Here is a 12,487-nt window from a genome sequence, read left to right as displayed (position 1 = left end):
CCCCCACCCAAACAGGTAAGGTAAGCAATACGCCCCTTATCTGTTTTTTGTATGGAACTTCAGCATTCCCATGATTGGAACCTGTCCCGTGAGGAGGCGATCGCCCTACAACAGTCGCTTCGGGACAAAATTATCACCACTGACCAATTGGGTGAGGTGCGGACAGTGGCGGGGGTGGATGTGGGGTTTGAAGACGGTGGTGATACAACTCGGGCAGCGATCGTTGTCTTAAGCTTTCCAGACTTGCAAATCCAGGAACGGGCGATCGCGCATCGTCCCACTACTTTTCCCTACATTCCGGGCTTACTTTCGTTTCGAGAGGTGCCAGCGGTACTGGATGCATTGGATCAGTTGCAGCATTTGCCGGATTTACTACTGTGTGATGGACAGGGAACGGCTCATCCCAGGCGATTGGGGATTGCCTGTCATGTTGGACTGTTGACGAATTTACCTGCGATCGGGGTGGCGAAGTCGCTGCTGGTGGGTCAGCACGAAACGGTTTCTGATGAGAAGGGAGCCTGGCAACCGCTAAAGCATCAGGGAGAAGTGATTGGAGTGGCTCTGCGAACTCGTTCTAAAACGAAACCATTGTACATCTCACCGGGACACCGCATCAGCCTGGAAACCTCGATCGCCTACGTACTGCAATGCACACCCAAGTACCGTCTGCCGGAAACCACGCGCCAGGCCCACAAGTTGGCATCGGAAACGCCTGCCTCGGAGTTGGAGAATCTAAACGTTGAAAAGAGGGAAGAGAGTCAGTTGCGGTTGTTTTGAGGTGAGGAGTATAGGTTATTCGATCCTTTTTCCCAGGAGCCTGCCAGTTGTTGGATCAAATACCGCAAGCTGATTTAGATCTAAATGCAAGGGCAACCGATCGCCAACCGATGGTCGCATCTCTGGAGGCACTAGTAGATTAAAGACTGGAGCCATTTCACGATTTTCGGTGGGAAGGAGCGATCGCACCAGAATCTCCCGCCCCAGGGGTTCCACCAGGACTACTTCGGTCATCAGATGGCGCAGTAGGGGATCGACTGCAAGGTGAAGATGCTCTGGGCGAATCCCCAGGTTAAATCGTTGCCCAGCCTGGGGGTGCAGTTGCTGCTGTAAGAGATCGGGGCAGGGAAGGGTTTGTCCGGCAACCTGAAAGGCCGAGCCGTTATAAAGAGCAGGAAATACGTTCATCGGCGGATTGCCCAGGAAGGTTGCCACCATCTGGTTTGCGGGGTGAGCGTAGATCGTTTGCGGATCGCCAATTTGCTGAACTTTGCCCTGATCTAGCACCACAATTTGATCCGCCAGGGTCATGGCTTCTACCTGATCATGGGTGACGTAGATGGTTGTAATTCCGACGCGCTGATGCAGTTGTTTCAGTTCGGCTCTGGTTTCATCTCGGAGCTGGGCATCCAGGTTGGAAAGTGGCTCATCCAGTAAAAATGCCTGGGGCTGTCGAGCGATCGCCCGACCCAATGCAACTCGCTGCTGTTGACCACCTGAAAGCTGACGCGGTTTGCGATCGAGCAAATGGTGAATATCAAGGGACTTTGCCACTGTTTCAATCCGAGCTTTGATGGTTTTAGAATCTGCCTGCCGCATCCGTAGCCCAAAGGACAGATTATCCGCCACGGTCATATGGGGATAGAGCGCGTAGTTTTGAAACACCATTGCCACATCCCGCTCCCTTGCAGGAACCGTGTTGACTAATCGATCGCCAATATACAGGCTGCCATCGGTGGCTTTCTCCAACCCGGCGATCGTCCGTAGGATGGTGGATTTGCCGCAGCCGGATGGAACTAACCAGAACCCAGAACTGGCCATCGGGAACTTCAAAGCTGATATTTTCGATCGCGTTGACTGAACCAAATTGTCGCGTAATGCGGTCTAGATAAACTCGTGCCACAGTGAGATTGTAGGTTTTAGGTTTAAGGTTTTAGATTTTAGATTTTAGATTTTAGATTTTGGATTTTGGATTCTAGAGTTTAGATCTTAGATTTTGGGCTGGGAGCCATCAGTCTGTCAGAACGTCTTCCTGCACAACATCAATATATTCCCATTCCAGGTTTGGCATTTGCTCAAAGGCTTGCCGCAAAGAGGCTTGCCAGAGCTGCCGCATCTTCGCTAAATAGGGATCTCCTAACCGCAGCCGCAATTGGTGCTTAATGAAAAAACTGTCGGTTTCATACATGACTAGATCGATCGGCGAACCGACGGAAATGTTTGATTTCATCGTCGAATCGATCGACAGCAGGGCACATTTGGCGGCTTCCTCCAGGGGAGTATCAAACGTTAAAGTGCGATCGAGAATCGGTTTGCCATACTTCGTTTCGCCAATTTGCAGAAAGGGCGTTTCCGGCATGGCCTGAATACAGTTCCCCTGGCTATAAATCATATACAGTCCCGGTTCTTCTCCACGCACCTGTCCCCCCAGCAGCAGCGTCGAGGAATAGTCAATCCCATCTTTTTCCAACCAGGGGCGCTCCTGTTCTTGCACACTCCGCATTTTTTGCCCAATGTAGCGAGCCACTTCGTACAGGGTCGGTAAGGTGTGAATGGTTTCGCTCTCCATCAGCTTTAAGTCCTGCTGCAAGGCGTTGACGATAGCCTGAGTGATCGACAAATTACCTGAGGTTGCCAACAGGAGAACGCGCTGCCCTGGATCAGAAAAATCAAACAGCTTTTGATAGGTTGAAATATAATCCACTCCGGCGTTGGTGCGGGAGTCTGCACCAAGTACCAGCCCATAGCGGGTGATGATGCCAAGGCAGTAGGTCATTGGGTCAAAATAGGAGGAGGGCAGGGGAGGGAAAGTGTAAAAGGATAGATGCTGAAAAACTCAAGAAAAGGAAATCTGAAGTCCATTGTAGGCGGAGCTTTCCTAACCGCAAACAAAAAGACGGGAGCATGTCATGTTTGCAAGTCTAACCCTCATCCCCTAACCCCTTCTCCCCGCTTGGGAGAAGGGGAACCGGATCGAAGTCCCTCGCCCTTTGGGAGAGGGATTTAGGGTGAGGGCGACAAAAGTGACATGCTCCCCAAAAGACAGCCGACTAGAGCAAAAGTGGAGGAAATCAAGTGGAGGAGAACAATATGGCAGCACAGGGAGACACCATCCGGCTAGATCAATTTTTGAAATGGGCTGGAGTTGTACAAACGGGCGGAGAAGCCAAGGTTTTGATTCAGTTTGGCGAAGTGGAGGTGAATGGCGAAACGGAAACCCGACGCGGACGGAAGCTGGTAGAAGGCGATCGCGTCTCGTTTCAGGGACAAGACTTCACCGTAGCCCTCGATCGATCGTCAGAACTGGAGGAATATTAACCAGAGGCCGGACTAAACCGAAAAGGAATTACCACAGCCACAGCTAGAACTGGCATTGGGATTATGGAAGCGGAAACCGCCTCCCATCAAGTCTTCGGTATAGTCCACCCTCAACCCATCTAAGTACTTGAGGCTCTCCGGTGCGATCGCTATTCGTACTGTGTCGCAGTGAGTCACACAATCCTCAGCCGTCGCTACCTCATCCAGTGTCAGGGTGTAGTAAAAATCGCCACACCCCCCTGCCTTAACTCCCAGGCGAACCAATGCCTCCGGGTTAGAATGCTTTGATTTAATCCGGTTGACCTCGGCAATGGCAGCCGAGCTGAGATGAATCATGGTTAATCCCGCGACGTAGAACGTTTCGGATCAAATTTTATAACGATAAGGCCTGCGGTACGGAAAATCTCACGTCCGATTCCGGGATGGGCGATTCACTGTTTTTGCGAGATGGGCGATTCACGAATCGCCCCTACTTCACTGTTTCTTCGGGATGGGCGATTCACGAATCGCCCCTACTTCCTACTCCACTGTGCCAAAGGGTCGAGGTGCGATCGCCAGATCGCCGACGATTGCCTCAAAGAACCGACTGGCCATAATCTGATTTGCCTCATCGGTCAGGCTGGTGGGGCTTTGGAAGGCCTGCCCTTCATAGGTTTCATAGAGATTGTAGAAGTTGAGCAGTCTGGCATTGGCAGAAGCACCTGCGGCCTGTTCAGCGGCACTCACCAGACGAGGGTATCCCGCCTGAATCCGATCGCTGTAGGTACTGGATAACTTGGACAGGATGGCAGATTCCTCTGGAGTCATGGCTTCGGTCGATCGCCCAGTGATTTCGGGCTGTACACCAATCAGCAAACGCTTTTGGGTTGATGAACTCCAGCGCACCATTTGCAGCAGATTGTCTCGGTAACGAGCGACTCGCCGTTCTAGCTCTGCTTCATCGGCGGGCAGGTGCTGCCCCAGGCTGCCTTCCGGGGAAGTCAAGAGATTGAGCGTGATGGCTGACTCATCTTCCGCAACATTGCTTTGCAGCACATAGCGATCGACGGCTCGCACGGTATACAACTGGTTAAACCAATTGCCGATCGAAGCCTGTACCTGCTGAACAGAGCTTTCGCGCTCACCCCGCACCAGGGCATCTAATCCTGGAATGTCGGACGCTGCCTGCTCACTGGACAACAGCAAGTCCTGATAGCTATTGAGGACAATCAGAATGTCAGGATTGTAGTTAGAAACGTGCTGCATCAGCAGGGCTAACTCATTACCAGAGGCATAGCCTGGAACGGCTGCATTGATCACACGATACTGGCGATCGGGAATTCGGGCGGGGAGAGCCAGGGCTTCACCCACCTGATCGGCCCGAAAGGGCAGTGTAGCGGGCTGATAGCGTCCAGGATTGGCCCGCTGATCCGCGACCCGGTCATTCAGCAGTTTTTCGAGATGGCTATCCAGAGTTGCTTCATTGCCAGAATTGAGTTGCCCAAAGGCAGTGGAACCGCCCAGAACAAAAATTCGGACTTCTCCTTCGGCCTTCTGGGGCGAAATGGGCTGCTCCTCTCGAAACCCTTGCTCATTAATCGTCCAGAATGAATTGCTCTGATCAGGCAAAAGCTGATAACCCATTAACGGACTTCGGGCTGCCAGCAGTTCCCCTCGATTATCAACCCCTTCAAAAGGTTGTCGATCAGAACCAAGAAACCGAAGGCGATAGGCATCCACCCGCTCAGTTCCAGCAGCGGCATCACCAGCAAGTTGCTCATTCATGCCAGCCGCATGGGTGACTGCACGGGTGAGCAACTCTAGCCCGATCGGTATTCCAACCAACAACAGCACAACGGGGAGCCAAGAGCGGCGTTTTGCTTTCCGCTTCCATCGGCGACGGCGCGTGTACATGAACGACAATCCTCTTAACAGCAAACTGACAATTTTGGAGCTTGTTTTGGAGTTTGATTCTAACTGAATTGCAGATGACGAATGGGGAATAGATGGCTCACAAGCACCCAGGCTATGGTTCTAGGTTTTTAACTCCAACCTCTCCAAAATTGCCCAGAAATCGGCCACGATACCCTTCCGATTGTTCGGAGTTAGTACGGGAATATGCACAAACAGACACAGTGTATCTGGAGAATAGCATTTTAGATAATTTAGTATGCCATAGTATAGGGCGTTACAAACAAAACGTCCCGCATCATGGCTAATTTCAGTTTGCGTCAATCCTGCGGCTAATCCGTCCAGGTCAATGCTTGTATAAAGCTGCTGAGTTTGACAAACTGCGTTAGATTCCAGGCTCAACTTGTGACGAGATTCTGCCATACCGCAGCACAGAACCAGCCTGGGTTGTAACTGATTAATTTTATGGGTGACGATCGAGTGGGCCACTGGGAAGTTGACGGGCAATTGCCGCAGAAAGTGCAGGGAGGTTGGCGATAATTTGCTTTCGAGATGCGTTTCTCCCTGCGTTTCTCGATGGGCAAGATCAGCCAGCAGATCCTGCAACAGATCATCGGCTGAATTAGACCAGTGATTTGCTTTCCAGGGGGCAAATGAAGTCAGCAGAGTGGTTGAGGGCATACTTCCAGCATCGATCGTGATTTCCGATACTATTTCAGTTCAGTCAGCTTGGGTTAATGTATAGTCGCAGCGTTAGGCCCAACCGCCATTACCTGGATTTATGCCACGAAATATTCTTGACAGGGTGTTGCAGTTTAACTGGGGGCGTGATCCAGAGCGGCTCCTGATCAAATACCGCAAGATGCGATCGGGAAGTTATTCTTTCTACCGAGCCACCTGCCACTTATTCTACGAGGACTGGGTGGCCAATGCCCCGGCGATCGATTTAGCTCCCATGACCTGGATCTGTGGAGATTTACACCTGGAGAATTTTGGCAGCTTTAAGGGAGACGATCGCCAGGTTTATTTTGGTTTGAACGACTTTGATGAAGCGGTGCTGGCCCCTGCACCTGGGAATTGATTCGCTTTCTGGGCAGCATTTTTGTCGCCACCCATACCCTCGGCATTGACGATGATGAAGCTCGCCACCTGTGCGATCGCTACCTCAAAGCCTACACCGAGGCTCTGGAATCGGGCAAATCCAGGACAGTCCACTCGGTCACGGCGGAGGGCATGATCAAAGACCTGCTCAAGAAGTTGGATCAACGGAAACGCCGAGATTTCCTCGATCGCTACACTCGATCGAAGGGCGGTAAACGGCAGATCTCCACCGAATCCAAACGGTTTGTCAGCATTCCCGCCGAACGGCAAGCCCAGATTAAAAGCTTCATGGGTCAATGGGCAGAAACCCAGGACAATCCAGATTTCTTTCAAGTGCTGGATGTGGTAGGTCGATTATCAGGAACCGCCAGTATGGGACTCATGCGCTACCTGATTTTGGTGGAAGGCGGCGGATCACCCGATCGCAACTATTTCCTGGATCTAAAGCAGATGCATCCCTCCTGCCTACAGGCCCATGTGGAGTCCCATCAGCCCGTCTGGGAGAATGAAGCCGTCCGCGTAGAAACGATTCAGCGAAAAGCGCAAGCTGTCCCCCCTGCCCTGCTCCATGCCGTGATATTGGAGGGGCAACCCTTCCTGCTGCGCGAACTCCAACCGACCCAGGACAAACTGAGCCTGAGCGATTGGAATGGTAAGATCGAGCGATTGGAAACAGTGGTGGAAACAATGGGGCAGATTACCGCCTGGAGCCAGCTTCGGAGCAGTGGTCGCCGCAGTTCCGCCACCGCTGATGAACTGATTGCCTTTGCCGAGGATCCGACCTGGCATGATCCCCTTCTGAACTATGCCGCAGCTTACGTAACTCAGGTGGAAGCCGATTATGCAGAATTTTGTATGGATTACGAGAAAATGACCGCAGCCTGATGGACTAATTTCAGAAAAATTGTCTTAAAAATTAAGAAAGATGTTTTCTGCGTAGCAGCCATTTACCATTACATGGGATATGATCACGGTCGAAGCGTCGTTCAGTAGTGGATGAAAAGGTATAAAGCAATGCAATTCCTGACCATCTCTATGAACCGCCTCATGTTTCGTATGGTTTGGAGAGGATCGTGACTATTTACATTGGTAACCTGTCCTTTCAGGCTACTGAAGAGGATTTGCGGGAAGTGTTTGCTGAATACGGTAAAGTTAGCCGAGTCAGTCTTCCTACGGATCGTGAGACGGGCAGAAAGCGTGGCTTTGCGTTTGTCGAAATGGAAGACGAAACCCAGGAGGATCAGGCGATCGCCGAGCTTGACGGAGCCGAATGGCTAGGTCGAGAGATCCGAGTGAACAAGGCAAAACCTCGTGAGAACGGTGGTGGAAACCGTAGAAACGGCAGCTTCTAAAGGTTTAGAAATTTAGATTTGGGTTTTGACTCAGCATTTCAATTTTTTATAAGGATGCTGAGAGGTGGTGGAGCATGGCAATCCTGAATTGCTGTTGAAATTCATTGCCGCAATTTGGAATCCAGCCTCTAAGATCTAAGGCGAAGCTGTATCAGTTTGGAGTCGCTGATGTCTAGGGCGCGTTGGCTAGCTGTTATTGTCGGGATTCTCTTGGCGTTAGGGCTGGTGGCGTGGCTGATTGACGCAGTTTATCGACTCTATGCTGGGGTGTCTCTAGCCTCTCCTCTTCTGGGTAATCTGCTGTTGGCTTTGCTGCTGGTTCTGCTGGCTTTGCTGATTGCAGGGGTGGTGTACTATGGCTTTTTGTTTGGTCGTCCCAAGCGGCAACGACCTCGTCCTAGGGTGCCCGTCCAGCGATCGGCAGCAGCAAAGGATTCCCTGGAGGCTGTTCGGCAGCAGGCCACCCGAATTCAAGATGAGGTCGCTCGTCAGGCCCTACTGGAACGATCGCGGGAGTTGGAATCCACCTTCGCGCGGCGAGAATTTCGTCTGGTGGTGTTTGGCACTGGTTCAGCTGGCAAGACTTCGATCGTGAATGCAGTGCTGGGGCGGATGGTGGGGCAGGTGGGCGCGCCGATGGGAACCACCATCATTGGAGAAACCTATCCGTTTCGGTTTAAGGGACTCGATCGGGAAATCCACATCACTGACACACCGGGGATTCTGGAAGCGGGGATCGTGGGTACTGAACGAGAACAGCTCGCCCGGCAGTTAGCGGCTGAAGCCGATTTGCTTCTGTTTGTCATTGATAATGATCTGCGGCAGTCTGAATGGACGACGTTGCGCTCCCTGGTGCAGATTGGCAAACGTTCGATCGTCGTCTTCAACAAAATTGATCTTTACCCTGAAGCGGACTTGCAGATCTTGCTCGATCGCCTTCAGGATCGTCTGCATCCCCTGATTCCATCAGAGGATCTGGTGGCGGTGGCGGCCAACCCTCAAGCCATCACCCTGGAATCGGGGGAAACGCTGCGACCGGATCCTGAAATCATTCCCCTCCTCCGTCGTATGGTGATGATTCTGCGATCGGAAGGGGAAGACTTAATTGCTGACAATCTTCTGTTTCAGGCGCAACAACTGGGTGAAGCGGCCCGAGAACTGATCGATGCAGAGCGACTGAAGCAGGCGGAAAAAGTGGTCGAGCGGTTTCAGTGGATTGGCGCGGGAGTGGTGTCGGCCATGCCCATTCCAGTCGTCGATATTCTGGCGGCCGCAGCGGTGAATGCCCAGATGGTGGTGGAAATTGGGCGGGTTTATGACTGTGAAATGAATATCGAACGCGGCAAAGAGTTGGCCGTGTCCCTGACTAAAACGCTGATCAGTCTGGGGTTAGTGCGGGGCGCAACAGAGATATTTGCGATCGCCATGCAAACCAATGTGGCAACCTTTGTGATTGGGCGAGCCGTCCATGGAGCAACCGCAGCCTACCTGACTCGCATTGCGGGCAAGAGCTTCATTGAGTATTTCCGGCAGGATCAAAACTGGGGCGATGGTGGCATCACAGAAGTCGTCCAGGAACAATTTCGTCTGAATCAGCGCGATGAGTTCATGAAGGTTTTTGTTAAACAGGCAATCGATCGGGTCGTTCAGCCTTTGCAGGAGCGGGAAGAAGGCGATCGTAGTTCTTGAGGGAATTCAATCAACATCCGCTGCTGGAACTCAGCAAAGTTAACGGTTCTATTTGACGGTTCTATTTGACGGTTCTAACCGATCCGGTCGATCCATCTGGTCGATCCATCTGGTCGATCCATCTGGTCGATCCATCTCAGTAGTTCACAAACCTTGTTTAGATCCCCCCTAGCCCCCCTTAAAAAAGGGGGAACCGTTCGCGGAGCGTGTGCGTAGCACAGACTGAAGAGGAGTTGAAGTCCCCCTTAAAAAGGGGGATTTAGGGGGATCACCCCCAGGGTTCACCGTGAAACGAACCTATTTTAGATCTACTGAATCTGTTCGATCAATCCATTCAATCCATCCGTTTGATTAATCCATCCGACGATCCATCCGGCGATCCGTTCGACGATCCATCCGACGATCCATCCGATCAGTCACTACAAATACCCAAACTCAATCAAAAAACTTGTTGACGGGCGAAAAAAAACTAGTTATAGTACTTATGTACTAAGCAAGTACTGTTGACTGGGTGTGCCCCCAAGGAGCGGTTATGAGAGAGTTGCAGCAAGAAAAAAAGGCGATCGAGTCCCAACTGAAGTCAATTCGGGCAGCAAGTTCGCAACGCCATCGTGCCCCTGTGCTGGAGCCATTCTCTACCAAACCTCCCACCCCTGATCCGGGACGGACAACTCAGATGAACCCAACACACCCAATTTTGAGTGAATCATCTCGATCGGTTCGGACTCAGCCCACCTCATCCAATTCCGTTCATTTCCCTTCCTCGTTCACCGCTGATTCCTGTGCTCCAACCACTCATTCGAGTCTACAGCCTCAAACGAATTCCAGACAGAGTTCTAGGCAAAGTTCTCAAAGTCAATCCTCAGTTCGTCCCTACCCGACTCAAGGAACGCAGAATTTTGCTGAACCCAAACGTTCGGACGGTTTACCTCCACGCCAACAAACCCGTTCCGCGCCAGACCCTCGCCCCGTTCCCGATGAATTAGCTGCAACGGTAAGACGACTACAACAACAGTCGGAGTTTTATGTTCAGCAGTTCAATCGGCTCCAATCTCCCACCCTACAAACTCCCCAGGAAGTTTTGAATCAGGCCTTTCGGATTTTGGATGCCCATGTGCAGCATATTAACCAGCTCTCCGAGATTCAAGAGTCTGCCCTTTTAGAGTTAAAGGCAATGGCGGCAAAGGTGGAGCAGGATTGGGCTGCCCTGGAACGAACCGCTTACTACAAAAATCCGATCGAGTCTGATACAGAACCGCCTGTCGTTTGCGAGTACGAAAAAACTGCCGTTCCCCAGATTGCAAAAAATTCAGATGGAATTTATGTTTTGCAAGCGCGATCGATCGACCTGTTTCAAGCGGAACGAGAAGCAAACTTAACGGCTCAAGCGTTGCGGCATTGGGGCAATCGATCCCAAGATTCTGGAGCCTCTTCTCGCGGAGTTTGGGCCTGGTTCTCCGACCTCTTCATGCCAGCAGAATCAGATCCTCACACTGCCTCTGCATCTGCCCCTCGATCGCCCCAGCCCCCATCTCCTCAAACTGCCCTGCGATCGCCTGTTCCTGGGACTTCCCCACCCTATCATCATTCCCCCAGTCGAGCCAGATCCAGAGCAAGGCGGACTGCCCGGCGATCGGTGTCGCTGCTGGGGTTTGATCTGCGGGAGGGAGCGGCGTTGTTTGTGGGGGCTGTGTTAGGACGAATTGCCCTCAACTTCATCATTTCGGCCTTTCCCTTTTTGTGGACTCCTGCCGTGGCACTGTTAGCGGCTCCCGCCATGATTGCGGTTTATCGCACCAGCCGCACGCCCCGATCGGGAATGTCCTGGATCTATCGTTTATTGATTCTAATGTTGGGTTTATTAATTGGAGGCAGATTATGAGTCCTGTATTACTTGAAATCACTTTACTGTTGATGGTTGGCTGTTATTTCTTTGCTGGATATCAGGAGAAGCACAATGCAACAGACTAGAGAAACTCAATCTCCTATCCTCAGACTACTACCCGTCGGCGGCTTGGCAGCAGTCGTTCTAGGACTGATGATGGATGTAAATCGGAATGGCTTTGTGAATGAATTTGTGCCAACCAGTCGTTCATCTGAAACCTGTCAGGGTGATGTACAACAGAATGTGATTGTTTCCAGAGAACAACTGGCCGCATTCCTGACTATTTCTGAACGGGATTCTAAAGCGCGAGTTCAAAGCGTTCTACAATCTCCCTATTGTTATCTTTCCAATCTGGAAGTTCGAGCTGGCGTTCAGGCGGAGCGGGCCGTTTATCCCCTCGCCTTTGATCCAAAAACCTGGCTGGTTGTCCTGTATGAAGGAGAGGAATATGTGGGTTATCAGTTTCGTTTTTTTAATCAAGAGTAAGTTGAATCTGGAGTAAGTTGAATCTGGAATAAAAGGCTTCCTCATCCTTTAGTACAAAATTACTGTAAAGTAATAGCTAAGTATCCTGGCAAAACTCGATCGATTGCTGGAAATTCAGTTTTAGGCATTCCAAATCTTTCAGAGTTTTAGCCTTGCATCGGGTAAGGATGGAGATCATGCAGATCATGCAGGTGAATTCGGCGAGCAAATGGGTTGGAGGAGTCGCAATGACGTGGGTTATTGCTTCCAGTTGTTCCATGCAATCAACTACCGAACCCATGCGCACGATTCAAATTCAGCAAGCCTGGCAACTGCAACCCGGAGAACAAATCGGTCGGCATCGCATTGTCGCAGGATTAGGTGAAGTCTCAATTCAGGTTAATGGGCGTTCGGTCTACGCACCGTTTGATGGACAGATTGAAACGACGGTGGAGAATTGCCTGTTGTTTTCCAGTCCTGATGTCCCGGCGTATCTCTTTCGTCTGTGCGGACTCAGAAATCCTGCGATCGGAACGGTTGTAGAAGGACAGACGATCGGTTCAGCAGATTATCTTCACTTCGCGGCCCTCCGCCGCCAGCCCGATGGAACCTGGACGATGGTAGAACCAGCCAGAACCCTTCTGGAACGACTACTCCAGTAGATTTCCACAAGCGCCTGTCACTGTAAGGACATGGATTAAATCACCTGTAAAGCGTTTTACGTTGCTGACGGGGCGGGCAAGATGCTCACCCCACAAGAGTTTCAGACTATTCAGTTCGCATTCCTAAA

At 51.4% G+C, this 12,487-nt stretch carries 11 protein-coding genes and 2 pseudogenes; 8 read left to right on the top strand and 5 right to left on the bottom strand.

All coding sequences use genetic code 11. The features are described from left to right. Positions 1 to 51 precede the first annotated feature (51 nt). On the top strand, positions 52 to 777 hold the full coding sequence (gene nfi, locus ACM1PF_RS11360; protein WP_416674586.1) for a deoxyribonuclease V: 726 nt from the start codon (positions 52 to 54) through the stop codon (positions 775 to 777). A gap of 15 nt (positions 778 to 792) precedes the next feature. Here the strand turns inward: nfi and ACM1PF_RS11355 are convergent. Together ACM1PF_RS11355 and ACM1PF_RS11350 are read right to left on the bottom strand one after the other, a co-directional pair. After that, positions 793 to 1,900 (bottom strand): annotated as a pseudogene (locus tag ACM1PF_RS11355) (ABC transporter ATP-binding protein). Positions 1,901 to 2,008: 108 nt separating this feature from the next. Next, complete coding sequence (locus ACM1PF_RS11350) at positions 2,009 to 2,773, bottom strand: peptidase (RefSeq protein WP_416674584.1); 765 nt, start codon at positions 2,771 to 2,773, stop codon at positions 2,009 to 2,011. Positions 2,774 to 3,087: 314 nt separating this feature from the next. On the opposite strand from ACM1PF_RS11350, the gene ACM1PF_RS11345 reads away from it, so the two are divergent. Further along, on the top strand, positions 3,088 to 3,315 hold the full coding sequence (locus ACM1PF_RS11345; RefSeq protein ID WP_416674583.1) for an RNA-binding S4 domain-containing protein: 228 nt from the start codon (positions 3,088 to 3,090) through the stop codon (positions 3,313 to 3,315). Positions 3,316 to 3,327: 12 nt separating this feature from the next. Here the strand turns inward: ACM1PF_RS11345 and ACM1PF_RS11340 are convergent, their stop codons facing one another. From ACM1PF_RS11340 to ACM1PF_RS11330, 3 genes are all read right to left on the bottom strand, one after another. Beyond that, a complete protein-coding gene (locus ACM1PF_RS11340) occupies positions 3,328 to 3,651 on the bottom strand; it encodes a HesB/IscA family protein (protein WP_416674582.1) in 324 nt (107 codons plus the stop codon). 183 nt (positions 3,652 to 3,834) lie between these two features. After that, on the bottom strand, positions 3,835 to 5,208 hold the full coding sequence (locus tag ACM1PF_RS11335; protein WP_416674581.1) for an SGNH/GDSL hydrolase family protein: 1,374 nt from the start codon (positions 5,206 to 5,208) through the stop codon (positions 3,835 to 3,837). A 120-nt stretch (positions 5,209 to 5,328) separates the two neighbouring features. Next, positions 5,329 to 5,886: a pyroglutamyl-peptidase I family protein gene (locus tag ACM1PF_RS11330; protein ID WP_416674579.1), complete on the bottom strand. Its 558-nt coding sequence runs from the start codon at positions 5,884 to 5,886 to the stop codon at positions 5,329 to 5,331. Between the two features lie 100 nt (positions 5,887 to 5,986). Between ACM1PF_RS11330 and ACM1PF_RS11325 the strand changes: the two are divergent. From ACM1PF_RS11325 to ACM1PF_RS11300, 6 genes and pseudogenes are all read left to right on the top strand, one after another. Then, positions 5,987 to 7,191, top strand: a pseudogene (locus ACM1PF_RS11325) (DUF2252 domain-containing protein). Positions 7,192 to 7,379: 188 nt separating this feature from the next. Next, positions 7,380 to 7,658: an RNA recognition motif domain-containing protein gene (locus ACM1PF_RS11320; RefSeq protein ID WP_416674577.1), complete on the top strand. Its 279-nt coding sequence runs from the start codon at positions 7,380 to 7,382 to the stop codon at positions 7,656 to 7,658. Positions 7,659 to 7,826: 168 nt separating this feature from the next. Continuing rightward, on the top strand, positions 7,827 to 9,347 hold the full coding sequence (locus ACM1PF_RS11315; protein WP_416674575.1) for a YcjF family protein: 1,521 nt from the start codon (positions 7,827 to 7,829) through the stop codon (positions 9,345 to 9,347). A 532-nt stretch (positions 9,348 to 9,879) separates the two neighbouring features. Beyond that, entirely contained in the window at positions 9,880 to 11,229 is a 1,350-nt protein-coding gene (locus ACM1PF_RS11310; RefSeq protein WP_416674573.1) for a hypothetical protein, read from the top strand. Positions 11,230 to 11,304: 75 nt separating this feature from the next. After that, positions 11,305 to 11,718, top strand: coding sequence for a hypothetical protein (locus tag ACM1PF_RS11305; protein ID WP_416674571.1), 414 nt, complete (start codon positions 11,305 to 11,307; stop codon positions 11,716 to 11,718). Between the two features lie 257 nt (positions 11,719 to 11,975). Then, positions 11,976 to 12,359, top strand: coding sequence for a hypothetical protein (locus ACM1PF_RS11300; RefSeq protein WP_416674570.1), 384 nt, complete (start codon positions 11,976 to 11,978; stop codon positions 12,357 to 12,359). Positions 12,360 to 12,487: the final 128 nt, after the last annotated feature.

The organism is Egbenema bharatensis FJBBOT/2019, assembly GCF_048077055.1.
GTDB classification, from domain to species: Bacteria; Cyanobacteriota; Cyanobacteriia; order Elainellales; family Elainellaceae; genus Egbenema; species Egbenema bharatensis.
The sequence above is the reverse complement of the archived record's forward strand: the minus strand, read 5'-3'. Positions and strand labels throughout refer to the sequence as shown.